Origin of the sequence: Aeromonas sp. R2-4 (genome assembly GCF_040908365.1) — a bacterium.
Taxonomy (GTDB): Bacteria; Pseudomonadota; Gammaproteobacteria; order Enterobacterales; family Aeromonadaceae; genus Aeromonas; species Aeromonas veronii.
In genome coordinates this window covers 323,175-348,654 of sequence record NZ_JBFODO010000013.1, presented here as the reverse complement: position 1 = coordinate 348,654, position 25,480 = coordinate 323,175, and the positions used below count along the sequence as shown (strand labels likewise).

Here is a 25,480-nt window from a genome sequence, read left to right as displayed (position 1 = left end):
ATGTATAGCCGTTTGATTACCCCCGCGCGCATCCACCCCTGGGGGGATGAGGAGCTGCTGGAGGCGACCGAGCAGGATCGCTCCCGTATCGTGCAGGCCGCGCCGGTGCGCCGGTTGCAGCAGAAGACCCAGGTCTTTCCGCTCGATGTGAAGGCCTCGGTACGCAGTCGCCTCACCCACTCGCTGGAGGTGCAGGAGACCGGCCGCCAGATCAGCCGCCGCATTCTGGCTGCCTTGCCTGCCGGGATGGTCTGTGAAGGGGCTTTTATCAATCTGGTAGAGATGTCCTGCCTGCTTCATGACGTGGGCAACCCGCCGTTTGGCCACTTTGGCGAGCAGGTGATGAGCCAGTGGCTCGGCGAGATGCTTGATCCCCTCTATCAGCAGGCGCTGGCGCAGCCCCCCTCGACCCAGTGGGCTGAGCTGCGTCAGGATCTGCAACTGTTTGATGGCAACGCCCAGAGCTTGCGGCTGGTGCACAGTCTGCACGAGCTCAATCTGACGCTCGGGCAACTGGCGGCGCTCTGCAAATACCCGCAGCAGCCGCAACCCGGGGTGAGCTATGGCCAACATCATGGCTGGAGCAGCAAGCGGGGTATCTTCTTTAGCGAGCAGCCGCTCTACCGGGCCCTCGGTCAGAGCCTGGGATTGGCCCCCGGCTGCCGTCATCCGCTGGTTTACATCATGGAGGCGGCCGATGACATCTCCTACTGCATCGCCGATCTGGAAGATGCGGTAGATCGGAGGATCCTGACTCAGGGTGAACTGCTGGCGGCGCTGCGAGCTGCTGACCAGAGTGACTACATGGGCACCTTGCTGGATGACGCGCTTGCCAGTGGTCGGGGCTTTTTCCCCCATTTTCGCCAGCAACTGACCCGGGATCTGGTTGCGCTGGCGGCACAAAGCTATGTCAGCGAACATCAGGCCATTTTGCAGGGATCCTATCCGCAAGCGCTGCTGCACGGTCAGGCGCCGGCGGCGCGGGTGCTCGATATCCTCAAACGGGTGGCCCGCGAGCTGGTCTTTATGCGCCCCGAGGTGGAAGCGCTTGAGCTGGAGGGGTATGCGGCGCTGCGCGGGGTGCTGACCAGTTATGCCTGCCTGTTGTCGCTGCCAGCGCCACAGTTTGCCCGTCTGCTGGCCGGGGAGGGGAGTCAGACGCTTTTCTTTGCGCGCCGCCTCTATCACCGCCTCTCGGCCCGCCATCTCAAGGCCTATCGATTGGCGATCGCCACTCCGGATCCGCGCTTTGCCTGCCAGAACGAGCAGGAGTGGTATTACCGGGTGCGGCTGCTGCTCGATTACGTCAGCGGCATGACGGATACCTACGTGCTGGAGGAGTACCGGCTACTCTCGGGGATCTGATGCCCCAAGCTCCCCTTCGGGCAGCATAAAATGCCGTAAAAACGTTTAAAAAGGAGTCGCAAGAGGCTTGTTTTAAATTCGGATATTTTTTAGACTTCTGCAACCTGTTCAACTTTTATCCGGTAAGGAGACGAAAATGCAACATCTGATGCTCAATATTGCATTCTCTCGCGGCACTGCGTGCGGCGTGAAATCTCGTGCTCTTTTACCGCGTGGCGTAAACAGGTAACCCCTGTCTTTTTATCACCCGCGGTTCGTCCCGCAGGGTGATATCCACTTTCTCCGGGAGAACCGCATGTTCAACTGGAGAATGTCATGTCTATCGAACTGGTTTTACTGCGCAGTGTTGAATCCCTGGTCCAGAGAAGGATTGCCCGGGTCGAGCGTCGTCTCGTGCAGGTCAATTTGTCACCCGCCCTGCTCAGGGATATCGGGCTGGAAGGATATCAGGGTCAAATCGCCCTCGTTCGCGAGCGGGAGTATCAAACCGGCTTCCGCCTCGGGAATCGAATAACCTGATCGCGAGGGGGAGAATAAGATCCCCCTCGCTATTGAAATGGCAGGCTGCATGCCTGCCATTTTTCCATCTTATGGGTGATTCCAGGTTCACATGTTGGTGACTCAGTATTATCCTCTCCGCCCTCTTTGTAACAGCTGCGATTGTTTTCTCGCCTTGCGTCGTCAGGGTCTGCAAGATTAGAGGTGGCAGCCCTATCTGTTTTACTCATCAGGACAAGACCTTATGCCACTCCTTCGTCAGCTTTTTCTTCCCATTTTGCTGTTGTTTTCAGGCATGTTGGCTGTTGCGGCTCCCCAACCGCAAGATGAGAGCACAAGTAACGAAATTTCTGCACAAAAGGAGCTGCTGGTCGGGGTTCCCCGTGGTGGTTATCCCCCTTTCATCTATCAACTCCCCAACCAGCGTTATGCCGGTCCGCTCAAGGAGCTGGCCTCGCGTATTGCAGCCGAAATGGGCGTGTCATTGCGTTATATCCCCTATAACTCCTACGTGGATGCCCAGATTGCTCTCCAAGGCGGCCAGATCGATGCATTAATCGGGGTCGAACGTAATGCTCTTGAATTGAAGGGGATAAACCCTATTGGCAGTATCGGTTCTTATGCTCGCTCCATTTTAATGCATACCCCGGATCAGCGATTGACCCTGGAGCAGGCGCGCAAGTTACGCTGGGTCTGTATTCGCGGGTTTGGCAGTTGCACTGAGTTGGATCGTTTGGGGATCTCTGGTGTAACTGAGCTGGAGAGCCGCACTGAGGCGACCTATATGGTCAAGCTGGGCGCTGTCGATGCATATCTTGATTTGGAACCCATTGTTTCCCTTAAGATGGAGAGAATGCCTGCATCAATGGGGGTTGTCGCTCCTGGGTGGCTTTCTGGCAGCACGCTGACGATGGCGACCAGCTCCCGCCAGCCAGAGCTGAGCGAGAAGCTTTGGCAGGCATATCAACGGATACCCGTTGCAGACTCACGACTACGGTTGCATCAGGAAGATGAGCGCGCCAACGCTGGTCTGTTGCTGGAACCAGATGAGGCTAGTTGGCTGAAGCAGAGAAACAGGGTCATCAAGTTCGCCGTTGCCCCCGGATTTGCCGGCATCAGCGAAATCGATGACGAAGGTGAATTGCATGGCTATACGGCAGACCTGATGAAGTTATTGAGTCTGCGCTCCGGGATCCGCTTTGAGCTGGCGTCGACAAATACCTGGCAGGAGTCACTTAAACTGCTGAAAGAGCACAAAGTGGACCTTATTCCCTTGATGACACCGCTCAAGGATCGTCAGTCCTTTGCCTCTTTTACCTCCTCCTATCTGAAGTTCGACAGCTATGTCGTAGCCAGACACGGTGCTCGCCCGCTGAAGTCGCTGGTCGAGCTGAAAGGGCGTCTGATTGGTGGTGTGACGGGTTCTTACGAAGCCTCTCTCATTCACGCGCTGGGCGCCAATATTATCGAAGTAGGCAAAGATGCCGATTTACTGACCTTGCTTGATACTGGGCGAGCCGAATATGTGCTGTTGACCATGACCAATCTGGGACAGCAGGCGATGAAGGGTTTCAATGATAAGTATCAGGTAGTGCTGAGCTCCCCCGAATTTTCCGTACCTATCAGTATGGCTGTCAACAATGCTCAGCCCGAGTTGCTCCGAATCATGGACAAGTTGCTGCTGACCATCACGGATGAGGAGTGGCAACGGCTTGAGCGACGCTGGCTCAATGTGTCGGTCAATATCGAATCCGATTACACCCTGATTTACAAATGGTTGGCCATAGGGGGGGGCGCCTTGCTCGTCAGCGGTTTGCTGGTGATGTTCTGGGCTCGCAGTTTGCGTCGCCAGATTGCGCAGCGGAAAATCGCAGAGGACAAGCTGAATGAACAGTTGCTGTTTGTGCAGACCTTACTCAACTCACTGCCAACCATGGTGGCGCTACGTGATAGCGAGCAGCGGATCACCTTGTGCAATCAGGCCTATCGCGATGCTTTCCTTGGTGCTGGCAGTAGCAGTGAGGAGCTGCAAAACATGCCCGAGACACTCAGAAACAGTGTGTTGGAAGAAGAGCGTTTGGTGTGGCAGACAGGACAGGATCTGGAGGGGGCAGGCAGTAACCTGCGAGCTGATGGTACGCCCTGCCATGTTATCTATGCCAAACGCCCTTATCGCGATCCCGATGGCAATATGCTAGGGGTGTTGACAGTACTGACCGATGTCAGCCGGATCAAGGAGGCGGAGGAGCGCGCCCGTCAGGCTGAAAATCGCCTTACCCAGATTACCGACAGCATGCCTGGGGTGGTCTATCAGTATTTGTGGCAAGGGCCGGGCAAGGGGCGCTTTCTTTATGCCTCTCAGGGGGCCAACGAGATTCTGGGGGTATCTCACCAGGATTTATTTAACGCTGAATCGGGTGGTGAGGTATTTGGCTTTACCGAACAGGCCCTGCAGGAGTTTGTCAGCAAGGTGGCCAACCATGCCGAGACCCTGGCCCCCCTCGATCTGGAGGTCAGGGTGGAGCGGCCTGATGGAGATCGCTATCTGCAAGTGCGTGGCAACTTTGTCAGACAGGAGCAGCAGGCACTGATCCTCAACGGGGTGATTCAGGACATCACTGCCCTCAAGCAACAGGAATATGAGCTGCGCGAAGCTCGCGCCTATGCCGAGCAGGCGATGCAGGCTCGCAGCCGCTTTTTGGCAACGATGAGCCATGAGCTGCGCACTCCCATCTCAGGCATGCATGGCATGCTCGAATTGCTGCAAATGAGCGAGCTCAACGACGACCAGCGTTTTATGGTGCGCAATGTGGTCACCTCGACCAATAACCTGCTCTATCTGGTCAATGACATCCTCGATTTCTCCAAGATAGAAGCGGGTCAGTTGCAGTTGAATTACCAGAGCAGCCGGTTGCAAACGGTGATCTGCGATGCCATTCGTGGCCACGCGGCACTGGCTCATAACAAGGGGCTCAACGTGGTGCTGGAGTGGGAGCATCATGTGCCGGATTGGGCCGACATCGACGGGGTGCGTATCGGTCAGGTCATCTCCAACCTGCTCAACAATGCGGTGAAGTTTACCGAACAAGGGGGGATTACGATTCGGGTCAGCTACCTGAGCGAGCAACTGACCATCAGTGTCAGTGACACCGGTATCGGGATCGCCGCAGAGAAGCAGGCGCTGCTGTTCACGCCTTTTGAGCAGGTGGAGTCAGATATCAACCGTCGTTTTGGTGGCACCGGACTGGGGTTGGCAATCTGTGAGCAGCTGGTGTGCAAAATGGGGGGGGCACTGACACTGACCAGCAAGGCAGGAGAGGGCTCCAGCTTCCGCTTTACCGTACCGCTTACCAATCCGCAGTGGGATCCCCCTGCTCTGGCTGACACAGAATGGTGGTTTTTCAGCGATGACACCAACCTCGAAGCGGCCATGGTACGGCAGGGGGCCAAGCTCAGGTACTTGGGGGCCAATGAGCTCAGTCGCTCACTGGACGGGTTGCTGTTGGCCGATCAACGGTGGCTTGAGCAAGCGCTTGGGGGGGAATGGCAAAGCTGGCTGCAACACTCTGCGCTGAAGGGGATCATAGCGTCACCCGATGAGGCGTTACGGGGTCGGATTGGTGAACAGAAATGGTGGCGCCTGGGTCTATCTCCTCTCTATCCGGATCTTCTGCTGGAGAGCTGCCACGAATTGCTACAGGAGCGGGTCACACCAATCCTCCCTGCGCTTGCAGAGAAGCTGGGTGGCAAAGTATTGGTGGCCGATGATCATCCGGTCAATCGTGCCTTGCTGGCACGGCAGTTGGCCATTCTTGGTATCGAGGCTCAGGTCGTGGAAGATGGCGAGAAGGCTCTGCGGGCCTGGCAGGGACAGCAATTCTCTCTGCTGTTGACTGATTGCCATATGCCGGTGATGGATGGTTATGCCCTGACCAAGGCGCTGCGGGCTGCGGGAGTGACGGCCCCCATCATAGGGGTAACGGCAGATACGTCGGAAGAGGCGAGTGCTCGTATGGTAGAGGCCGGCATGAGTGACATGCTACTGAAGCCCTACCCGCTGGATATCTTGCGCCAGATGCTGGCCCATTGGCTGGCAGAGAGGACGCCAACCAGAAGCGCGGGTGCGCCCGTTGATGGGGCTACAGGCATGCAGGCTGAACGCTGGTTAGCGCTGTTTGGTGACGAGCTGACCGCGCGAGCCATGGCGGTGGAGTATCTCGATTCCAACCGGCAGGATGGCGAGGCCATGATGGCAGCACTGATTTGTCATGATGCCAGCGCCTTGGTAGAGACCGCCCACCGGATCAAGGGGGCTGCCCGAATGGTCGGGTTGGAGGAGCTTGCCAGTCAGGCCGCCATGCTGGAATCGGCAGCGCGATTGAAGCGGCTCGACGAACTCGACGATCTGGTCAGCACAGTGCAGAGGCTGATGACGGCGATTACCCACGACATTGGATTATGGCTCGATGAAAAAAGCACAACATGAGTTGGTCATCATGGTCGTGGAAGACCATGGATTTCAGCGCAAGGCGCTGCTGCACCAGATCCGCAGCCTGGGTTACCAGAATCTGCTGGAAGCGGTTGATGGTGTCGAGGCGTTGGCGCTTAGCCAGCAACACAACGTCGATATCCTGTTTTGTGATCTGCGAATGCCCGGAATGGATGGCATGGCGCTGTTGCGCCGCCTGTCGCTGGGTGGTTTTCAGGGCGGCATTATCCTCTCCAGCGCGCTTGAGGGGGATGTGGTAGAAGCCGTATTGCGTATGAGTACCGCTTATGGCTTGCAGGTGCTTGGTCGCATAGAGAAACCCTCAACGCCGCAGCAGCTCCAGCGGCTTATCCAGGCTTGGTCACCCCGGCAGGAACCCGTCAGGGAGGAAGAGGGGCACAGAATAGGACTCGATGAGTTGCGTCGGGCGATCGAGCAAGATCAACTGCTGCCCTGGTATCAGCCCAAGGTGAGTTTTGCATCCGGCGAGTGGGTCGGGATGGAGGCGTTGGCCCGCTGGCAACACCCCGAGTTTGGCCTGATCCCGCCCGGGCGTTTTATTTCACTGGCGGAGCACAACGGGCTTATCGATCCGTTGACCGAGGTGATCATCAGTAAATCTCTGAGTGATGGTCATTTATGGGAGGAAACCGGCTTGTCACTCAATCTGTCGATGAACCTCTCCACCACCTCACTCATTGAAGGGGATCTTTGCAACTTATTGATTGATCAGTGCAAGCGCTGGAGTATCAATCCGGAGCTCATCACTCTGGAGGTGACCGAGAGCGCATTCGTTCAGGATCTGGGCAAGTCTCTGGAGGTGCTGACCCGGCTGAGGATGCATGGTTTTGGCCTCTCCATCGATGATTTTGGTACCGGTTACTCCTCGATGCAGCAGCTGGCACTGTTGCCGTTCACCGAACTCAAGCTGGATCGCTCTTTCGTCGATCGCTGCCATGCCGATCCGTCACGTTTGGCTATCATCGAGTCCAGTATCGAGTTGGCCCGCAAGCTGGGGCTGAAGTCGGTGGCGGAAGGGGTAGAGGATGAGGCGACCTGGCGAGTGCTGGCTCAGCTCGGTTGTGACCTCTGTCAGGGATTTTTCTCTGCCCGCCCGATGCCGCGCAGTGAATTGGCTAATTGGCACCGGACTTGGCAAGATAGATTGCCTACACTGATATCTATCTGATTCTGTTGGCTGGATCCCTCCGTTTGAACAAGGATGTTCATGAAAATCTCAAGCAAGTTGCTGCTCAGCTTCGGTTTTATCAACCTGCTGATCCTGCTCTCCTCCACGCTGGTCTATTACCGGCTGACCCAGATCAATCAGGCCCAACACACCCTGCTGGAGCAGGCGCTGCCCGCTTTGCAGCGGGATGAGGCGAGCCAGAAGGCACTGGTTGCCACCGTTTCTGCCTTGCGTGGCTATCTGATCCTCGGCAAGGATCCGGCTCAGGCTTCCCGCCTCAAGCAGGAGTGGGAGTCGGCTTGGCAGGCCATCGCCCATCAGGCGTTCAGCCCGGTGCTCGCCAAGTCTCTCGAGACCTTCAAAAGCCATCAGGAGAAGGTGTGGACTATCGCCCAGAGCGAAGAGAATCTGCCCGCTCACACCCTGATGCTGCAGGAGGCGGGGCCGTTGGCTGAGGCGGCGCTCGATCAGTTGCAATCCTTTGCCAATGAAGAAGTTGGCACTCCGCAGGATCAACTCTCCGGCGATCGCCGCATGCTGCTCAAGCAGGTGGGAGATGCCTACAACAGCCTCGCCAACGCCCTCTCCGCACTGCGGGATTTTCTCATCTCAGGCGATCCCGAATACCGCAGCAAATATCAGGATTACTACCAGTTTCACCAGCAGCGGGTGGCTGAGGTTAAACAGCAAGTTGCGCTCTTTACCGACACCCAGCAGAGCCTCTGGCAGCTGTTTGAAGAGATGGCGACCCCCTTCTCCGAGCTGGTGGGGCAGGTGATCGAGAAGCGCCAGGCACCGGATTGGGATCAGGCAAACTACCTGATGGCCACCGACATCGAGCCGATGCAGTCCAGCCTCAGCGAGCAGCTGGTCCAGCAGGTGGGGAAAACCCGTGCCGAGGTGGATCAGATTTCGGCGCAGATGACCGGAGCCGGGAGGGCCATCAACCAGACACTGCTGTTGGCTACCGGCAGCGCCATCGTGCTTGGCATGGTGGTCGCATGGCTCTTTAGTCGCCGTCTGACCCGTGACATTGCCTGTCTGGTGACCCGGGCGGGGCAGGTTGCGGATGGTCGGCTGGCGGCCGAGCCCTTGCCAATCACAGGGCAGGATGAGTTGGGAGAATTGACCGGCTCCATCAACCGGATGTCTGCCCAGTTACATCATCTGGTCGGGGAGTTGCAGGGCGCAGTGGGGCAGGTCGAGGTGGCCTGTCTCGATGTGGGCAGCACCACCAGAGCCATAGTGGCGGATCTGACGGAGCAGGATCAGCGGGTCGATGCGGTGGCGGCGGCTATCGATCAGATGTCAGTGAGTGCTCGTGATGTGGCTGGCAACATTGCCGGTGTGGCGGATGGTGCCCATCAGGTGCGGCAGCAGACCCGTCAGGGAGAGGCCGCGCTGGCACGAATGAGCGATACCATGCAGCAGATTGCCGCCATGATTGGACAGGCCAACGAAGCCATGGGGCTGTTGGAGCATCAGAGTGAACAGGTGGGGCAGATCACCGAGGTGATCGCCACTATAGCCGAGCAGACCAATCTGCTGGCACTCAATGCGGCGATAGAAGCGGCGCGGGCAGGCGAGCAGGGGCGTGGTTTTGCGGTGGTGGCCGATGAGGTTCGCCAGCTGGCAACCCGCACCCATCAATCCACCGCCGAGATCAGCCAGACTATTGCGGCCATCTCCCAGCAGACTCGCCAGACGGTGAGTACCGTCAGCAGCGGCACCCGGTTGGTGGAGCAAGGGCGGGATGCAGTTGGATTGGTGACCGATACCCTGAGTGCCATGAACCAGCTGGTGCAGTCGCTGTCGGGCCAGCTGGAGGCCATTTCGGTGGCAACCGAGCAGCAGTCGCGGGTGGCCGCCGAGGTATCCGGGACGGTCGATGACATTGCTGCGCTCAGTCGGCAATCCTGTCAGCGCAGTCAGCAGGGGGAGGAGATCGTAGCCAGACTGGCTGGCGATACCGGCAAGCTGAAGGCGGTCATCGCCCGCTTTGATCTTGATGCGTGAGATGGCGGGATCATCCCGCCATTGCTATTGCCATTCACCGGGCCGTCTGGCCCGTGGGTTTAGTCCAGACGTCTGAAGGTGTGGTTGTCGAAGCTGCTGGTGGTCTCCCGGTTGAGCAGGCTGACCAGCAAAATCGCCCGTTTCTCTCCATCCGGCTCCATATAGATGGCTTCGAAGCCGGCAAGCGGCCCCTCTTCAATCAGCACCTTGTCGCCCGAGCAGGGCAGGCTGGCGTAGCTGGCTCTCGCCTCGTCGCTATCATCGCGGCTCATCAGCTGATAGACCAGCTTGCTGCTGATGGGGGTCCATTCACTGCCAAAGTGGATGATCCGGCTGATGCCGCGGGTCGATTTCAGGGTGACCGGTGTCACCTCTTCCAAATCAACGAAGATAAACAGATAGTTGGGGAACATGGGTTCCCGTACCGGAACTCGCTTGCCCCGGCGCAGCTTCTCGATCTCCACCATGGGGTAATAGGATTCGATACCCTGGGCATCGAGGTGGGCGCGGGCGCGGGCCTCTTCTTTTGGCTTGCAGTAGGCCAGATACCATTTTTTCATGTTATGAGTATGTTCGTGTTGCCGTGCTCGCGGATATGATAGCGGCGCCAATAAAAAAGGCCACGCATTGCGTGGCCTTTTTTGCCGAGTGAGCAATTACCAACCTTTTACCAGGCCGCCTTTGAACAGCTCGAGACCTTTCTTGTAGACATCATCGGTCTGGAAAGCTTGTACGAACTGTTTGACCTTCTCGTCATCCTTGTTGTTGTCGCGGGCGACGATCAGGTTGACGTAGGGGGACTCTTTGTCTTCAACAAACAGGCCGTTCTCGGTCGGGGTCAGACCAATCTGACCGGCGAAGGTGTTGTTGATGATAGCCAGATCCACATCTTCCAGCGAGCGCGGCAGTTGGGCTGCTTCCAGTTCCACAATCTTGAAGTTGCGCGGGTTGCTGGCGATATCCAGCACGGTTGCTTCCAGACCGGCGCCATCCTTCAGGGTGATCAGACCCTGTTTGGCCAGCAGGATCAGCGAGCGACCCAGGTTGGTCGGATCGTTCGGTACCGCGATCTGGGCGCCATCTTGCAGCTCGCTCAGCGCCTTGATCTTTTTGGAGTAACCGGCGATCGGGTAGACGAAGGTGTTGCCAACCGGCACCAGCTTGAAGCCGCGATCACGCACCTGTGCATCCAGATAGGGTTTGTGCTGGAAGGCGTTGACGTCGATGCTCCCATCGTTCAGTGCTACGTTCGGGGTGACATAGTCGGAGAAGTTGACCACCTCGACTGTCAGACCGTATTTCTCTTTGGCTACCTTGGCAGCCACTTCAACCAGTTCGGTCTCGGGGCCGGCAATAGCGCCCACTTTCAGAACCTTGCTCTCTTCTTTTTGACCGCAACCGGCCAGAACCAGACCAGCCAGCAGGGCAGCCGCAACGGATTTGATGCCAAATTTCATAAAACCTCCTGTCAGAAATCGACGATTAACGATGATCACATTTGTTGACCAGGCGCTCACCCGCGCTCTGGATAAGTTGAACCAGTACTACCAGGATAACCACGGTCACCAGCATGACGGTCGGGTCAAAGCGCTGATAACCATAACGAATACCCACATCCCCCAGACCACCGCCACCGATGGCCCCGGCCATGGCCGAGTAGTTCACCAGAGTGACGAGGGTAATGGTGACGCTGTTGAGGATGCCGGGCAGAGCCTCGGGCAGCAGCACCTTGGTGATAATTTGCAGCGGCTTGGCGCCCATCGCCTTGGCCGCTTCCAGCAGGCCGTCCGGCACCTCCATCAGGGCCCCTTCCACCAGACGGGCAATGAAAGGGATGCAACCGACAGTCAGCGGCACGATGGCAGCGATGGTGCCGATACTGGTGCCGACAATCAGCCGGGTTAGCGGAATGATGGCGACCAGCAGGATGATAAAGGGCACCGAGCGACCCACGTTGACCACCATACCCAGAGTACGGTTGAGCAAGGGGTTGGCCAGGATCTGGCCCGCCTTGGTCACATGCAGTGCCACGCCGAGCGGCAGACCCAGCAGGCAGCCGAACAGAGCGGAGGCAAACACCATGATGAGTGTGTCGCCCAGGGCCGTGATGAGCAGATTAATCATGGCTTCGGACATAACCCATTACCTCCAGCTGAATGTGGTTGTCGATAAGGAACTGCTGGGTGGCCTCGCACTGGGCTTCATCCCCGAACAGCTCGGCCAGCAGGAAACCGAATTTGACGCCACCGGCGTATTCGATGTCTGCGCTCAGAATGCTGATGTCGATATTGAAACGGCGGCTCGCCTCGGAGATGAGCGGCGTATCGACCGTGCTGCCGGTAAAGCCAAGCTTCACCAGCGGATAGCTGCCCGGCACCCGCTCACTGCTCATCCGATCCTGATACTCCTGCGGTACCTCCAGATGGATGGTGGAGTGGATGAAGTCACGGGCCAGCTGGGTTTTGGCGTTGCTGAAGAACCAGGCCACTTCGCCCTGTTCGATCAGGCTGCCGTCGCTGATGATGGCCACTTCGTCACAGATCCCCTTCACCACATCCATCTCGTGGGTGATGAGCAGGATGGTGAGCCCCAGCTTGACGTTGATCTCCTTGAGCAGGGTCAGGATCGAGCGGGTGGTCTGCGGGTCGAGGGCCGAGGTGGCCTCGTCGCAGAGCAGTACCTTGGGGGCCGGAGCCAGTGCGCGGGCAATGGCGACGCGCTGTTTCTGACCGCCGGAAAGCTCGGACGGATAGGCCTGGGCACGGGCTTCCAGCCCGACCAGCGCCAGCAGCTCGGCAACCCGTTGCTGGATCTTCTCTTTGCTCCAGCCTGCCAGCTCCAGCGGAAAGGCGATGTTGGCAAACACGGTGCGGGAGGCCAGCAGGTTGAAGTGCTGGAAAATCATCCCGATCTGGCGGCGAGCCTGGGTCAGATCCCGTTCGCTCAGGGCGACCAGATCCTGGCCATCGACAATCACCTGGCCCTCTGTCGGGCGCTCCAGCAGGTTGACACAACGAATGAGGGTACTCTTGCCGGCACCGGAGGCACCGATCACCCCGAAAATTTTGCCTTGGGGTACATGCAGACTCACATCACGCAGGGCGTGCACGGCGTCACTGCCTGTACCGTAGACTTTGTTGAGACCGATCAACTTAATCATGGATTCTTCCGTGCTAACAGCCTTAAAGCACAGGGCGCTACAGGCGGGGAAATTGGGCAGAGGTTCCACTGGGTTACTCTGTCATCATGGAGGATGATGCTAAGATGTCTGGATGGCCATGTCAACGCATGTTTTTACGTCTAGACGTCTAAAAAAGTGATAAGGATTTCTGTCGGGCGGATAACAATCAGGATGGTATTGTTGCTCTGCCAGATCCTGTTTCGTCCCTACGGGATATGACCGAATTAAAGATGGTTTATACACGGTAAATGCTGGTTTTATTAGTGTGTCAGCCCGTTTCTGTCCATATCGGCTGTCGAGCTTAATGCTCCTCCATCGTTGCACAAATTGCTGCACAAATCGTTCCCTATTCGTGACCGTAGCACCTGGCGGCCACTTTGTCGGCGTCAACCTTGATGCAGCGCAAGGGGGGCTCGGATAGGGATTGGGTCGGTGGCGCCGTTTTTTTATACTGATGTTGTCGACAAGCATGGAGGGCAGTGCGATGAGATTCCAACAGATCAAAGAGTTGCTGCACTATCTTGAGCAGGTTCACCACCAGCTCGGACTCTGTTACGGGCGTTTGACCAGTCAGGTGGACAACGAACGGAGCCGGATGTTGCTGGTCTATCTGCAAGGGCGTGAGGATGCGGCCAGTGCCCATCTGCACGAATATGCCGCTCAGTTGGGAGATGCAGTCAGGGAGACCTGGCTGAACCAGAGTTTCAGCGAGGATATGCTGCCTGCCATTACCCGCTTCGAGCTGCCGGCATCAGTCCAGACCCAGGATATCGTCACTCAGGTATGCCGCTGGGAAGAGCAGCTGGTGGGCGAGCTGAGCCATCTGGCCCGGGAGTGCCCGACACCGGCCACCACCGCCTTGCTCGAGAATCTGGCCGGGCTGGAGCAGACCCGCCTGACCCGACTGGTGCACGGAGTGCACCGACTCGACGACATGTAGCGGGTGATAAGCGTCAAACTTGCAAGATGACGGCCAAACAAAAGGGCCCGGCAGCAGTGCCGGGCCCTTTCCATTGGATATCTGCTGATTTGCCGTGAGCGTCGGTCAGCCCTGCTGCTCGGCCGCGTAGAGAGCGGCCCCGATAATGCCCGCCTGATTGAGGCTGGCCGCCGGAATAAGCGGCGCCCGGGTCTCGATGCGATCGACAAACTTATCCAGCTTGGCTGCGCTGCCGCCCCCCAGAATGAAGAGGTCGGGGGAGAAGAGAAACTCGAGGCGCGCCAGATACTTGTTGAAGCGTTTGCCCCAGCGGTTCCAGGAGAGATCTTCCCGTTTGCGTGCCGCATCGGAGCAGTAGTGCTCGGCGACCATTCCTTCCAGCATCAGATGGCCCAGCTCGGTGTTGGGCAGCAGATGGCCGTTGACGAAGATGGCGGTGCCGATGCCGGTGCCGACCGTGATGAGGATGATGACCCCCTTGCGATCCTTGCCGGCGCCAAAACGCATTTCGGCCAGACCGGCGGCATCGGCATCGTTCAGCACATAGCAGGGCTTGCCGGTGACATCGGCAAACAGATGCTCGGCATCGGTTTCGATCCAGCTCTTGTCGATGTTGGCGGCACTCTTGGCAACCCCGTTGTGGATGGTGGCAGGAAAACCGCAGCCCACCGGCCCTTTCCAGTCAAAATGTTCGACCAGCGCCTTGAGGGTATGGGCGATGGCGGCCGGGGTGGCCGGTTGCGGTGTGGCAATGCGATGGCGCTCGCCAATCAATTCGCCGGTTTTGGTATCGACCAGACAGCCCTTGATCCCTGAGCCTCCAATATCCACTCCCAACATATGCATCTGTGTTGTCCTTGTTGTGTGCCGAGCAGTTTGCAGTGACCACGCTGTTATGGGCATTGCAGGTCGGCAGAGCATGAAAAAAGTGCTGCAATCCGGCAAGGGGCAGATCACTTATGCGTGATCCGACAGACCTTTTTCGATGCAGCGGATCAGCAAACGGGTCTTCTTGTTCTCTTCATCCTGACGCCGGGCAAGGGTGGCCAGCGCCCATTCGATATGTTCGGCCACTATGGGCTCGGCGGTGGTCAGCCCCAGTTGCAGGGCCGCGATCACCTCGGGAGTCGCCGGGCCATTGCCAAGGGCGACCGCCAGATTGCGGCGCCAGCGCTGGTAACCGATGCGGCGGATCGGGCTCCCTTCGGTCTGTTTGAGGAAATCGCTCTCGCTCCAGCACCACAGCGCCAGCAGGGGCGGGCGGTGCAGGCTGGGGCGGGGGCTAAAATCGGGTTCCGGGCTGGCATCGGCGTAGCGATTCCAGGGGCAAATAAGCTGGCAGTCGTCGCAGCCGTAGATGCGGTTGCCTATCAAGGGCCTGAACTCTTCCGGAATAGGGCCGTCATTCTCGATGGTGAGATAGGAGATGCAGCGGCGGCCATCTACCACATAGGGGGCGACAATGGCGCCGGTCGGGCAGATGTTGATGCAGGCGACACACTTGCCGCACAGCTCCTTCTCCACTGGCTGGTCGAGCGGCAGCGGCAGGTTGAGCAACAGCTCACCGAGAAAGAAGAAGGAGCCGGCCGATTCGTTGAGCAGCAGTGAGTGTTTGCCAACCCAGCCGAGGCCCGCCTTGGCTGCCAGTGGCCGCTCGAGGATGGGGGCGGAGTCGACGAAGGGGCGCCACTCACCCAAGGTCTCTTCAGTGCCTGGAAACAGCTCGGCGCAGCGCGATTCGATGCGATCACCCAGCTGTTTGAGCCGGTTGCGCAGCACCTTGTGGTAGTCACGGCCGAGGGCATAGCGGCTGATATAGCCGAGGGTCGGATCGCGCAGGGTGGCGGCAAAACCCGCCTCGAACGGCAGGTAGTTCATCCGCACCGACAACACTCGCACCGTGCCCGGCAGCAGCTCGTGGGGGCGCGCGCGCATCATGCCGTGGCGCGCCATGTAATCCATGCTGCCGTGATAGCCCGCATCCAGCCAGGCCTGCAATCTCGGCTCTTCGATACGCAGGTCGGTGTCGGTGATGCCCGCCTGGTCAAAACCTAGCTCCCGTGCCCAGAGCTTGATATCGTGGGCCAGCTGGTGGAAGTCAGGTGCGCTCATGCGGCTTGGCCTGGCCGGAGTTTGCTGGCGTGGGTCGATTGATAAGAGGCGGGAGCCGTCATGGTAGAGATCATCAGGGGCGCGTTGGGCACAAAAGAGGGGGGCAGTTTACCACAGGGGCTGTGGCAGACTGAACAGATCCGCGCACTGGAGCGCAACTGGGCCGCGCGTGAGGGGCAACCTCTCTATGCTCTGATGGAGCGAGCCGGTGCTGCGCTGCGCACCTATGCCACCCTGCATTGGCCCGACAGTCGCTGCTGGTGGATTTTCGTCGGCCCCGGTAATAACGGCGGTGATGGCTATGTGCTGGCCCGCCTTGCCCGCCAGATTGGCATCGAGGTGGTGGTGATTGCCGCTAGGGCACCCGACCAGCTGAAGGGGGATGCCAAACAGGCCGCCGATGAGTGGTTGGCGGCCGGTGGCAGGGTCTGGCTGGCCGAGCAGTTTGATGGGGACCAGCACTCCACCCCGGATCTGGTGGTCGATGCCCTGCTTGGCACCGGCGTCAACATGCCCCTCTCGCCACTACTGACAAAGATCGTCGCAACAATCAATGGCTTGGCTGTGCCCGTGCTGGCGGTGGATCTCCCCTCCGGCCTCAACGGCGATACCGGCCGTGCCATGGGGGCCGTGGTGCAGGCCACTCACACCCTCACCTTTATCGGTATCAAGCAGGGGATGCTCACCGGCGACGGGGTGGATTGCGTCGGCCAGCTCGACTGTGATCCCCTTGGCGTGACGCCTGATGACACTATGCTGCCCGCCGCTTGGCGTATCGATTATCCGCTGCTCAGCACGCAGCTGACCCCGCGCCCGCGCGCTTCCCACAAGGGCTCTTATGGCAAGGTACTGCTGGTGGGGGGCAATCGCGGCATGCAGGGGGCCATCGTGCTGGCGGCCCGCGCCTGCCTGCGGGCGGGGGCCGGGCTGGTGCGGGTGTGTCAGCATCCGGATCATCCACCGGTCAGCCTCTATCAACCCGAACTGATGAGTCTCACTACCGCTGATGACGAGGGGTGGGCGTCGGTGCGGGTCATCGGCCCCGGGCTCGGTCAGGATGAGTGGGGAAGCGCGCAAATCGCCCGTTATTTCACCGACCGGCTGCCACTGGTTTTGGACGCCGATGGATTGAATTGGCTGGCGCAATCTCCCCGCCATCAGGATAATTGGGTGCTCACGCCCCATCCCGGCGAAGCTGCGCGCCTGCTGGGATGCTCCATTGCCGAGATTGAAACCGACCGGTTTGCCGCCGTGCAGGCGCTGCAGCGGCGTTATGGCGGTGTGGTGTTGTTAAAAGGGGCGGGAACACTTATTTATGACGGCGAGCGGGTCGCTCTCTGTTGTGAAGGCAATCCCGGCATGGCAAGTGGCGGGATGGGCGATCTGTTATCTGGTATAATCGCCGCCCTTTTGGCCCAGGGCTGGTCTGCCACCATGGCAAGCTGGCTGGGTGCCGTGATCCACGGCGAGGCCGCAGATCAGGCCGCCGCTGACGGCGAGCGGGGCATGCTGGCGTCAGACTTGCTGCCGCTGATCCGCAAACTGGTTAATCCCGACACCATTACAAGTTAAAAAGAAGAACATGGCAAAACAGTTGATGATGACACTGCCGGACGAGGCAGCAACCGTGGCACTGGGTGGCCGTCTGGCACAGGCTTGCCAGCAGGCGACCACAGTGTTTTTGCATGGCACGCTTGGCGCCGGTAAAACCACCCTGACCCGCGGCTGGGTGCAGGGCCTTGGCCATCAGGGCAAGGTAAAAAGCCCGACTTACACCTTGGTCGAACCCTATGAGCTCGATGGCTGGCAGGTCTACCATTTTGATCTCTATCGCCTGGCTGATCCGGAAGAGCTGGAATTCATGGGCATTCGGGACTATTTTGCCGCCAACACTCTCTGTCTGGTTGAGTGGTCCGAGAAGGGCGAGGGCTGGTTACCGGCTCCCGACCTGGAAATTACCCTCACCTATGTAGGCGAGCAGCGCGAGGTTCTGATAGAGGCTCGCACTGCTATTGGCGAAGCCATTCTGGAACGGTTGTCATCTACGTGCGCTTGATCCTTGTTATTGCTCTCTCTTTGATGGCGTTACCCTCTTGGGCGAATCAGCTCAAGAGCGTACGAATCTGGCCATCACCGGATAACACCCGGGTGGTGCTCGACATGAGCAGCGCCCCCAATTACAACTACTTCACCCTCACCGGCCCGGATCGGCTGGTAATCGATCTGAAAGGGGCGAGCAACGTCGCCAATCTGGCCCGGATCGAGAACAACAGCGAACTGGTGCGCAAGATCCGCCAGAGCACTCCGCTGGAGAAGGGCGGTCTGCGGCTGGTGATGGATCTCAGCTCCGCCATCAAGCCGGTGGTCTTTCCGCTGGCGCCAGCCGGGCCCTATGGCCACCGTCTGGTCATCGACCTTCCTTATGAAGAGAAGCGCTCGGCTGCTGCGGTGCAGTCCACGCCTGTCGGTGGCAAGGGCAAGGGGGTGGTGATTGCCATCGACCCGGGCCACGGCGGGGAAGACCCGGGATCCATCGGCCCGCGTCGTACCTACGAGAAGCGGGTCACGCTGGCGGTCTCCCAGAAGCTGGCGGCACTGATCGACCGCGAGCCGGGGATGCGTGCCGTGATGACCCGTCGTGGCGACTACTTCGTCGACCTCAACAAGCGCTCCGAGATTGCCCGCAAGGCAAAGGCGGATCTGCTGGTCTCTATCCATGCAGACAGTTTTCATAACTCGACCCCGCGCGGCGCCTCTGTCTGGGTCCTCTCGACCAACCGTGCCAACCGCGAGATGGGCAGCTGGCTGGAGAAGCAGGAGAAGCAGGGCGAGCTGCTGGGCGGTGTCGGCAAGGTGTTGGCGGAATCCGATCCCAACCCCTATCTAGCGCAGACCTTCCTCGACCTCTCCATGGACAAGTCCCGTGCCGAAGGGTATGACGTCAGCCGCCAGATCCTGCGCTCCATGGGCAAGGTTGCCCGACTGCACAAGAAGGCGCCGGAGCACGCCAGTCTGGCTGTGCTGAAGGCGCCGGATATTCCCTCGGTGCTGGTGGAGACCGGTTTTATCTCCAACCATGCGGAAGAGAAGCTGCTGGCTACCGCCAGCTATCAGGACCAGCTGGCCCGCGCCATCTTCGAGGGGATCCGCAACTACTACCGCGCCCACCCGACCAAGGGGGCCATGCTGACCGGCAAGGGGCAGGTGAGCCAACCTGTCGCGACCACTCGCCCTGCACCGGTAGCCCGGCAGCCGGTGAGCCAGCCCAGGCAGGCACAGTCGCAGCCGGTAGTGACCAACAAGATGCCCGCTACTGCCCGCGATAGCGGCACGGCGACCGGCTCGGGCGCCGGGGTGATCAAGCCTTACTCGGCGGCAGCGCAGGAGAGCGGTGCACCGGTCAGCAGTGTGGGGGACTATGACAAATCGCGGATGCTCCGCCATGTGGTCAAACGGGGCGAGAGCCTCTCTCGCCTTGCCGAGAAGCATGGGGTGAGTCAGTCCACTCTGGTGGAGATCAACCAGCTGCGCAGCCGGGATATTCAGATCGGTCAGACCATCTATATTCCCCAGCAAGGGCAGAGCCGCGCTGCTGCTCCCGTTCGCAGTGACGACAAGTCGCAGATGATCCGCCATGTGGTCAAGCGGGGCGAGAGTCTCTCCCGCCTTGCCGAGAAACATGGGGTGAGTCAGGCACGGCTGGTAGAGATCAACAAGCTCAAGTCGCGGAATATCCAGGTAGGGCAGGTGCTCTACATTCCGCAAAACTGACGCGCGGGAGCGGGCAATGCCGCTCCCGCTGTTAGCAAATACCATCAGCAAGATTGAAATTCAGGAGCAAGCGATGCCGATCCGTATATTACCCCCGATTCTGGCCAACCAGATTCCGGTTGGTGGAGAGGTGGTAGAGCGGCCCTCCTGGAGCCTTAAGAGACTGACCATCCGCAAGATAGAAATTCAGGAGTAAATGATGCCGATCCGTATTTTGCCACCCATTCTGGCCAACCAGATTGCAGCCGGAGAGGTGGTGGAGCGGCCCTCTTCTGTGGTGAAAGAGCTGGTGGAAAACAGCCTGGATGCGGGGGCCGACAGGGTCGAGATCGACATCGACAAGGGGGGCGCCAAGCTGATCCGCATCCGTGACAACGGCTGTGGCGTCGCCAAAGATGAGCTGGTGCTGGCGCTGTCGCGTCATGCGACCTCCAAGGTGGCCACGCTGGATGATCTGGAAGGGATCAACAGCCTCGGTTTTCGTGGCGAGGCGCTCGCCTCCATCAGCTCGGTCTCCCGTCTCACCTTCACCTCCCGTACCGCCGAGCAGTCAGAAGCCTGGCAAGCCCAGGCGGAAGGGCGCGAGATGAGCGTCACCATCAAGCCGGCGGCCCATCCGGTGGGCACCACGGTGGAGGTGGTGGATCTCTTCTTCAATACCCCCGCGCGGCGCAAGTTCATGCGCAGCGAAAAGACCGAGTTTGCCCATATCGACGAGCTGGTGCGCCGCATCGCGCTCTCCCGCTTCGATGCCACCCTGATCCTGCGCCACAATGGCAAGGTGGTGCGCCAGTACAAGGCCGCCAATACCGTGCCGGAGCAGGAGCGTCGCCTCGCCGCCGTTTGCGGCACCCCCTTCATGCACCATGCGCTGGCGGTGGAGAGCGAGCACAGCGACGTGCGACTGTGGGGCTGGCTGGCGACTCCGGAGGGGGCAAGACCGCAGAACGACCTGCAATACACCTATGTCAACGGCCGGATGATGCGCGACAAGCTCATCAACCACGCCATTCGTCAGGCTTATGACGAGCTGCTGCCTCCCGACCGCTTCGCCGCCTATGTGCTCTATATCGAGCTGGATCCCCGTCAGGTGGATGTCAACGTTCACCCGGCCAAGCATGAGGTGCGCTTCCATCAGGCGCGACTGATCCACGACTTTATCTTTCAGGCGCTGTTTACTGCGCTGCGCCGCGAAGGAGTCAGCGCCGCTCATCAGGACACTCCGCTGGCCGAAACTCTGGTCGAGTTGCCGGTCAGTCCGCAGATTGAATATCCCGGTCAGGCGCCACGTCCCGAATGGTACGGAGCCGAGCACAGCTACCGGGCACCTGCACAGGTGCGGGAGGGGGGCGGTGGGGCTGGCCGAGCCAGCAATTATCAACCGCCCGAGCCCCCAAGCAGGGAGGTGATGCGCGGCATGGGCGCTCTGCTCACTACGCTGCCTATCGCAACTGCGACTGAGGCTGCACCTGTGCAGCCCACTGATCCAGTGCCGTCACCCAGACAGGGGGGATGTCGCGCCCTGACACTGGTGGAGCAGGCCTACCTGTTGATCGAGCGGGATAATCAGCTGGCGCTGCTCTCGCTGGTACGCGCCGAGCGTGTGCTGCTGCGCCATTGGCTGCTGGAGACCTGGGGCCAGGGACTGGCGGCTCAGCCACTGTTGCTGCCGGTCTCCTTCAAATTGCCGAAGAATTTGATCGCGCTGGTGACCGAGCAGGAACGTTTGCTGAAACGGATGGGGCTGGAGTTGAAAAGCGGGGGGCGCGACACCATGATCCTGACTCGGGTACCGGCTCTGCTGCGCCAGACCGATCTGGTGCGTCTGTTACCCGAATTGCTGCAAATTATCGAGGGCGGATCTGACAGTGATGCTGGTCAGCAGGCTGAAGTATTATGCCAATGGCTGGTGGAGCAGGGGATAAGCCGCGAGAAAATATACGATTTTTCAACTGCCAGTCGTCTGCTGACGGAACTTGTGACTGATTTCAGTGACCAACTGGCAGACATTCGCATGGTGCGTCCCCTTTCGCTGGCGACCGTGCTGGAGGAGTTTGAACATGGCGAGTGACTTGCCGACCGCAATTTTTCTGATGGGGCCGACGGCCTCCGGCAAGACGGATCTCGCCATTGAACTGTGTCAGGCTCTGCCTTGCGACATCATCAGCGTCGATTCGGCGCTGATCTATCGCGGCATGGATATAGGTACGGCCAAGCCGACCTCCGATGAACTGGCGCGGGCCCCGCACCGGCTGATCGACATTCTTGACCCGGCTTTGAGCTATTCGGCAGCCGATTTTTGCAAGGATGCCCTGCGGGAGATGAAAGAGATCGCCGACCGCGGCCGCATTCCGTTGCTGGTGGGCGGCACCATGCTCTATTTCAAGGCGCTGCTGGAGGGATTGTCCCCGCTGCCCTCTGCCGATCCCGCCATTCGTGCCGGGATTGAGGAAGAGGCTACCCGCCTCGGTTGGCAGGCGCTGCACGATGAGCTGGTGCGCATTGACCCGGTGGCCGGGGCGCGGATCCACCCCAATGACCCGCAGCGACTCTCCCGGGCACTGGAGGTCTACCGCATCAGCGGCAAGACCCTTACCGAGCTGACGCAGGTGCAGGGGGAGGGCTTGCCCTATCGGGTGCAGCAGTTTGCCATCGCCCCGAGTGATCGCGCCGTGCTGCATCAGCGTATCGAACAGCGCTTTGACAAGATGCTGCAAGGTGGCTTTGAACAGGAGGTTCGTGCGCTGATGGCGCGCGGCGATCTGACCTCGGATCTCCCCTCCATTCGCTGTGTGGGTTATCGCCAAATGTGGGACTACCTGTGCGGTGAAGTGGGGTATGATGAGATGCGTTATCGTGGCATTGTTGCCACACGCCAATTGGCAAAACGACAGATGACTTGGTTGCGCGGCTGGCCCGATGTGACCTGGTTGGAATCTGGTGAGTCTGGCAATCTCGACCGCGTGCTTGCTCGCGCTGGTGCGGCTTGACACTCCCTGTATAATCAGGTTGTTATATTGATATTCGGTGTTTAAAAACAACAAACTATAAGGAAAAGAAAAATGGCTAAGGGGCAATCTCTCCAAGACCCGTTTTTGAATGCGCTGCGCCGTGAGCGGATTCCTGTTTCTATCTATTTGGTGAACGGCATCAAACTGCAAGGTCAGATCGAGTCTTTTGACCAGTTTGTTATCCTGCTGAAAAACACCGTGAGCCAGATGGTTTACAAGCACGCCATCTCGACTGTCGTACCGGCCCGTGCCGTCAATCATCACCAGCCCACTCCGGGTGGCGCGGCTGATGAACAGGGTGATGCCGAGGCGTGATATCCTTGGGCGAGTCGACTCGCCAACTCAGATTCATCATGATTCCTGTTAAGGAGCAAGCGCTTGTTTGACCGTTATGAAGCTGGCGAACAGGCCGTTCTGGTGCATGTCAACTTCAGTGATGAGGGTGAGCGGGAGGATCTGGAAGAGCTCAAGATGTTGGTGAGCTCGGCCGGAGTCAATGCGCTGGGGGTAATTACCACCAGTCGCAGTGCGCCCAGTGCCAAATTTTTTGTCGGCAGTGGCAAGGCTGAAGAGATCGCGTCCCAAGTCCAGATGCTGGATGCCGACGTCGTCATCTTCAACCATGCCCTGACCCCTGCCCAGGAGCGCAACCTGGAGCGTTTGTTCCAGTGCCGGGTGGTGGACCGAACCGGCCTGATCCTTGATATCTTTGCCCAGCGCGCCCGAACCCACGAAGGTAAACTGCAGGTCGAACTGGCCCAGTTGCGCCATCTTTCCACTCGTCTGGTGCGAGGCTGGACCCACCTTGAGCGTCAAAAGGGCGGGATCGGTCTGCGTGGCCCGGGTGAAACCCAGCTTGAAACTGACCGACGTCTGCTGCGGGAACGCATCAAGGCGATTTTGCGTCGGCTCGACAAGGTGGCCAAGCAGCGGGAGCAGGGACGCCGCGCCCGCAACCGCAACGAAGTGCCGACGGTGTCACTGGTTGGTTATACCAACGCCGGAAAGTCCACTTTGTTCAACCAACTTACAGCTGCCAGCGTGTATGCTGCCGACCAATTGTTCGCAACTCTGGATCCCACCCTGCGTAAACTGGTGATCCGGGATGTGGGTGATGTGATTTTGGCGGATACAGTTGGATTTATTCGACACTTGCCCCATGATCTGGTCGCGGCCTTCAAGGCGACCCTGCAGGAGACCCGTGAAGCGGATCTGCTGCTGCATGTGGTGGACTGTGCCGATGAGCAGATGCAGGAGAATATCGACTCCGTGCAGCAGGTGTTGGCCGAGATCGAAGCCGATGACAGGCCCCAGCTGATGATCTGCAACAAGATCGACAAGCTGGCGGATCGTCCGGCAGGTCTGGAGCGAGATGACGAGGGGCGCCCGTTGCGCGTCTGGTTGTCGGCCCAGACTGGTGAAGGTTGTGAGCATCTGTTTACGGCGCTGACCGAATTGCTGGCTGGCTCCATGGTGCATCACACCCTGCAGTTGCCTCCTTCTGCCGCGAGATTGCGCAGTGCGCTCTATCAGCTGAAAGGGATTGAGCAGGAAGGTTTTAGCGAGGAGGGTGATTTCGTGCTGGAAGTCCGCTTGCAAGTGGCCGACTGGAACCGCCTCGTGAAACAGGAAGGTGAGAGTTTACAACGCTTTATCAGGCATTGATTCGTTGATGAAGATGACCCCTTAGGGGCTTCTCAACGTATGATGGCCCGATAGAGATGATATCCATCCGCATGTATTAATGGAGACGCTGATGGCTTGGAATGAGCCTGGTAACAACGGCAAAGACCGTGACCCTTGGGGGAATAACGGCAAGAATCAGGGACCCCCTGATCTGGATGAAATGCTGCGCAAAGTGAGTCGCCGTTTCGGTGGCTTGTTTGGTGGCGGCAAATCTGGCGGCGATGTAGGTCGCTTTGGTATCTCTATCGCGCTGGTTGTCGCTGTGGTGGTGTGGGTCGTCAGCGGCTTCTACACCATTCGCGAAGCGGAGCGTGGTGCCGTGCTGCGGTTTGGCAAGTTTTCCCATATTGTCGAGCCGGGCCTGCGCTGGAAGCCGACCTTTATCGATCAGGTGATCCCGGTGGACGTCGAGTCCGTGCGCTCCCTGCCTGCCTCCGGTTTCATGCTGACTCAGGATGAGAACGTGGTACGGGTCGAGATGGACGTGCAGTACCGTGTGGTCAATCCCGAGCAGTATCTGTTCAGCGTGACCAATGCTGACGAGAGTCTGGGTCAGGCCACCGATAGCGCCCTGCGCTATGTAGTGGGTCATACCCGGATGGATGACGTCCTGACTACCGGTCGTGAGAAGGTGCGTCAGGAGACCTGGCAGGTGATCGATGGCATCATCGAGCCTTACCAGATGGGTCTGCAGATCGTTGACGTCAACTTCCTGCCGGCGCGTCCGCCGGAAGAGGTGAAAGACGCGTTTGATGACGCCATCTCCGCTCAGGAAGATGAACAGCGTTTCATTCGTGAAGCAGAAGCCTATGCCCGTGAAGTGGAGCCCAAGGCCCGTGGCCAGGTGAAGCGTCTGGAGCAGGAAGCGGAAGCTTACAAATCCCAGATCGTGTTGAAAGCCCAAGGTGAAGTTGCTCGCTTCAACGAGCTGCTGCCCCAGTATCTGGCTGCCCCCGAGCTGACCCGTGAGCGTATCTATCTGGAAACCATGGAAGAGCTCTATCAGCAGGCCAACAAGGTGGTGGTCGACATGCCGGCTGGCAACAACAGCATGATCTACCTGCCGCTCGACAAGCTGTCTGGCAAGCCGAAGGCTGCCCAGTCTGATCGTGCCACTGTCGCCCCGGTCACAGAGCAGGTCCCCGTTTCCAACGAGGGTGCCAACTCTACCCCGACAATGCCGCTGCGTAGCGGTGACCGCTTCAGCTCAGGGAGAAACTGA

Annotated in this window: 21 protein-coding genes; 15 read left to right on the top strand and 6 right to left on the bottom strand. The window is 59.1% G+C overall.

The features are described from left to right. From dgt to AB5Z05_RS06985, 5 genes are all read left to right on the top strand, one after another. Window positions 1–1,365, top strand: coding sequence for a dGTPase (gene dgt, locus AB5Z05_RS07005; RefSeq protein WP_236367580.1), 1,365 nt, complete (start codon window positions 1–3; stop codon window positions 1,363–1,365). 315 nt (window positions 1,366–1,680) lie between these two features. Beyond that, on the top strand, window positions 1,681–1,884 hold the full coding sequence (locus tag AB5Z05_RS07000) for a hypothetical protein (RefSeq protein WP_005349248.1): 204 nt from the start codon (window positions 1,681–1,683) through the stop codon (window positions 1,882–1,884). Window positions 1,885–2,107: 223 nt separating this feature from the next. After that, the gene (locus tag AB5Z05_RS06995) at window positions 2,108–6,349 is read left to right on the top strand and encodes a transporter substrate-binding domain-containing protein (protein ID WP_368150708.1); all 4,242 of its coding nucleotides are present in this window, start codon (window positions 2,108–2,110) and stop codon (window positions 6,347–6,349) included. After that, window positions 6,330–7,541, top strand: coding sequence for an EAL domain-containing protein (locus AB5Z05_RS06990; RefSeq protein ID WP_005339088.1), 1,212 nt, complete (start codon window positions 6,330–6,332; stop codon window positions 7,539–7,541). Before AB5Z05_RS06995 ends, AB5Z05_RS06990 begins: the two co-directional genes overlap by 20 nt. Window positions 7,542–7,580: 39 nt before the next feature. Beyond that, window positions 7,581–9,557 carry a methyl-accepting chemotaxis protein gene (locus tag AB5Z05_RS06985; RefSeq protein ID WP_368150706.1) on the top strand — a complete coding sequence of 659 codons (1,977 nt, stop codon included), beginning with the start codon at window positions 7,581–7,583 and terminating at the stop codon, window positions 9,555–9,557. A gap of 59 nt (window positions 9,558–9,616) precedes the next feature. Here the strand turns inward: AB5Z05_RS06985 and rfaH are convergent, their stop codons facing one another. From rfaH to metN, 4 genes are all read right to left on the bottom strand, one after another. Continuing rightward, complete coding sequence (gene rfaH, locus AB5Z05_RS06980; protein WP_005339074.1) at window positions 9,617–10,117, bottom strand: transcription/translation regulatory transformer protein RfaH; 501 nt, start codon at window positions 10,115–10,117, stop codon at window positions 9,617–9,619. 96 nt (window positions 10,118–10,213) lie between these two features. After that, window positions 10,214–11,014 carry a methionine ABC transporter substrate-binding lipoprotein MetQ gene (gene metQ / locus AB5Z05_RS06975; RefSeq protein WP_005339072.1) on the bottom strand — a complete coding sequence of 267 codons (801 nt, stop codon included), beginning with the start codon at window positions 11,012–11,014 and terminating at the stop codon, window positions 10,214–10,216. A 25-nt stretch (window positions 11,015–11,039) separates the two neighbouring features. Further along, on the bottom strand, window positions 11,040–11,693 hold the full coding sequence (locus AB5Z05_RS06970) for a methionine ABC transporter permease (protein ID WP_005339070.1): 654 nt from the start codon (window positions 11,691–11,693) through the stop codon (window positions 11,040–11,042). Continuing rightward, on the bottom strand, window positions 11,674–12,717 hold the full coding sequence (metN, locus tag AB5Z05_RS06965; RefSeq protein WP_368150704.1) for a methionine ABC transporter ATP-binding protein MetN: 1,044 nt from the start codon (window positions 12,715–12,717) through the stop codon (window positions 11,674–11,676). Before metN ends, AB5Z05_RS06970 begins: the two co-directional genes overlap by 20 nt. Window positions 12,718–13,222: 505 nt before the next feature. Between metN and AB5Z05_RS06960 the strand changes: the two genes are divergently transcribed. After that, a complete protein-coding gene (locus tag AB5Z05_RS06960) occupies window positions 13,223–13,678 on the top strand; it encodes a hypothetical protein (protein WP_368150702.1) in 456 nt (151 codons plus the stop codon). Window positions 13,679–13,783: 105 nt separating this feature from the next. On the opposite strand, the gene ppgK is transcribed toward AB5Z05_RS06960, so the two are convergent. Both ppgK and queG read right to left on the bottom strand, forming a co-directional pair. Next, window positions 13,784–14,524 carry a polyphosphate--glucose phosphotransferase gene (ppgK, locus tag AB5Z05_RS06955; RefSeq protein WP_005339062.1) on the bottom strand — a complete coding sequence of 247 codons (741 nt, stop codon included), beginning with the start codon at window positions 14,522–14,524 and terminating at the stop codon, window positions 13,784–13,786. A 111-nt stretch (window positions 14,525–14,635) separates the two neighbouring features. Next, window positions 14,636–15,790, bottom strand: coding sequence for a tRNA epoxyqueuosine(34) reductase QueG (queG, locus tag AB5Z05_RS06950; protein WP_368150699.1), 1,155 nt, complete (start codon window positions 15,788–15,790; stop codon window positions 14,636–14,638). A 60-nt stretch (window positions 15,791–15,850) separates the two neighbouring features. On the opposite strand from queG, the gene AB5Z05_RS06945 reads away from it, so the two are divergent. The 9 genes from AB5Z05_RS06945 (at window position 15,851) to hflK (ending at window position 25,480) form a co-directional block, all read left to right on the top strand. Continuing rightward, a complete protein-coding gene (locus AB5Z05_RS06945) occupies window positions 15,851–17,362 on the top strand; it encodes an NAD(P)H-hydrate dehydratase (RefSeq protein WP_368150696.1) in 1,512 nt (503 codons plus the stop codon). A 10-nt stretch (window positions 17,363–17,372) separates the two neighbouring features. Then, window positions 17,373–17,846 carry a tRNA (adenosine(37)-N6)-threonylcarbamoyltransferase complex ATPase subunit type 1 TsaE gene (tsaE, locus tag AB5Z05_RS06940; RefSeq protein WP_005339056.1) on the top strand — a complete coding sequence of 158 codons (474 nt, stop codon included), beginning with the start codon at window positions 17,373–17,375 and terminating at the stop codon, window positions 17,844–17,846. 23 nt (window positions 17,847–17,869) lie between these two features. Beyond that, window positions 17,870–19,561 carry an N-acetylmuramoyl-L-alanine amidase gene (locus AB5Z05_RS06935; protein WP_368150693.1) on the top strand — a complete coding sequence of 564 codons (1,692 nt, stop codon included), beginning with the start codon at window positions 17,870–17,872 and terminating at the stop codon, window positions 19,559–19,561. A 16-nt stretch (window positions 19,562–19,577) separates the two neighbouring features. Further along, on the top strand, window positions 19,578–19,757 hold the full coding sequence (locus tag AB5Z05_RS06930) for a hypothetical protein (RefSeq protein ID WP_108612189.1): 180 nt from the start codon (window positions 19,578–19,580) through the stop codon (window positions 19,755–19,757). A 3-nt stretch (window positions 19,758–19,760) separates the two neighbouring features. Then, on the top strand, window positions 19,761–21,632 hold the full coding sequence (gene mutL, locus AB5Z05_RS06925; RefSeq protein ID WP_368150773.1) for a DNA mismatch repair endonuclease MutL: 1,872 nt from the start codon (window positions 19,761–19,763) through the stop codon (window positions 21,630–21,632). Then, window positions 21,622–22,551, top strand: coding sequence for a tRNA (adenosine(37)-N6)-dimethylallyltransferase MiaA (gene miaA, locus AB5Z05_RS06920; protein ID WP_368150690.1), 930 nt, complete (start codon window positions 21,622–21,624; stop codon window positions 22,549–22,551). The genes mutL and miaA overlap by 11 nt, the downstream gene beginning before the upstream one ends. A gap of 72 nt (window positions 22,552–22,623) precedes the next feature. Beyond that, window positions 22,624–22,887 carry an RNA chaperone Hfq gene (gene hfq, locus AB5Z05_RS06915; RefSeq protein WP_005339045.1) on the top strand — a complete coding sequence of 88 codons (264 nt, stop codon included), beginning with the start codon at window positions 22,624–22,626 and terminating at the stop codon, window positions 22,885–22,887. A gap of 63 nt (window positions 22,888–22,950) precedes the next feature. Next, window positions 22,951–24,237 carry a ribosome rescue GTPase HflX gene (hflX, locus tag AB5Z05_RS06910; RefSeq protein WP_005339043.1) on the top strand — a complete coding sequence of 429 codons (1,287 nt, stop codon included), beginning with the start codon at window positions 22,951–22,953 and terminating at the stop codon, window positions 24,235–24,237. 91 nt (window positions 24,238–24,328) lie between these two features. Further along, complete coding sequence (gene hflK / locus AB5Z05_RS06905; RefSeq protein WP_005339041.1) at window positions 24,329–25,480, top strand: FtsH protease activity modulator HflK; 1,152 nt, start codon at window positions 24,329–24,331, stop codon at window positions 25,478–25,480.

Excerpts from the sequence above, each read along its gene's own strand:
- dgt (WP_236367580.1), top strand. The coding sequence starts at position 1 with ATGTATAGCCGTTTGATTACCCCCGCGCGCATCCACCCCTGGGGGGAT.
- AB5Z05_RS07000 (WP_005349248.1), top strand. The coding sequence starts at position 1,681 with ATGTCTATCGAACTGGTTTTACTGCGCAGTGTTGAATCCCTGGTCCAG.
- AB5Z05_RS06995 (WP_368150708.1), top strand. The coding sequence starts at position 2,108 with ATGCCACTCCTTCGTCAGCTTTTTCTTCCCATTTTGCTGTTGTTTTCA.
- AB5Z05_RS06990 (WP_005339088.1), top strand. The coding sequence starts at position 6,330 with ATGAAAAAAGCACAACATGAGTTGGTCATCATGGTCGTGGAAGACCAT.
- AB5Z05_RS06985 (WP_368150706.1), top strand. The coding sequence starts at position 7,581 with ATGAAAATCTCAAGCAAGTTGCTGCTCAGCTTCGGTTTTATCAACCTG.
- rfaH (WP_005339074.1), bottom strand. The coding sequence starts at position 10,117 with ATGAAAAAATGGTATCTGGCCTACTGCAAGCCAAAAGAAGAGGCCCGC.
- metQ (WP_005339072.1), bottom strand. The coding sequence starts at position 11,014 with ATGAAATTTGGCATCAAATCCGTTGCGGCTGCCCTGCTGGCTGGTCTG.
- AB5Z05_RS06970 (WP_005339070.1), bottom strand. The coding sequence starts at position 11,693 with ATGTCCGAAGCCATGATTAATCTGCTCATCACGGCCCTGGGCGACACA.
- metN (WP_368150704.1), bottom strand. The coding sequence starts at position 12,717 with ATGATTAAGTTGATCGGTCTCAACAAAGTCTACGGTACAGGCAGTGAC.
- AB5Z05_RS06960 (WP_368150702.1), top strand. The coding sequence starts at position 13,223 with ATGAGATTCCAACAGATCAAAGAGTTGCTGCACTATCTTGAGCAGGTT.
- ppgK (WP_005339062.1), bottom strand. The coding sequence starts at position 14,524 with ATGCATATGTTGGGAGTGGATATTGGAGGCTCAGGGATCAAGGGCTGT.
- queG (WP_368150699.1), bottom strand. The coding sequence starts at position 15,790 with ATGAGCGCACCTGACTTCCACCAGCTGGCCCACGATATCAAGCTCTGG.
- AB5Z05_RS06945 (WP_368150696.1), top strand. The coding sequence starts at position 15,851 with ATGGTAGAGATCATCAGGGGCGCGTTGGGCACAAAAGAGGGGGGCAGT.
- tsaE (WP_005339056.1), top strand. The coding sequence starts at position 17,373 with ATGGCAAAACAGTTGATGATGACACTGCCGGACGAGGCAGCAACCGTG.
- AB5Z05_RS06935 (WP_368150693.1), top strand. The coding sequence starts at position 17,870 with ATGGCGTTACCCTCTTGGGCGAATCAGCTCAAGAGCGTACGAATCTGG.
- AB5Z05_RS06930 (WP_108612189.1), top strand. The coding sequence starts at position 19,578 with ATGCCGCTCCCGCTGTTAGCAAATACCATCAGCAAGATTGAAATTCAG.
- mutL (WP_368150773.1), top strand. The coding sequence starts at position 19,761 with ATGCCGATCCGTATTTTGCCACCCATTCTGGCCAACCAGATTGCAGCC.
- miaA (WP_368150690.1), top strand. The coding sequence starts at position 21,622 with ATGGCGAGTGACTTGCCGACCGCAATTTTTCTGATGGGGCCGACGGCC.
- hfq (WP_005339045.1), top strand. The coding sequence starts at position 22,624 with ATGGCTAAGGGGCAATCTCTCCAAGACCCGTTTTTGAATGCGCTGCGC.
- hflK (WP_005339041.1), top strand. The coding sequence starts at position 24,329 with ATGGCTTGGAATGAGCCTGGTAACAACGGCAAAGACCGTGACCCTTGG.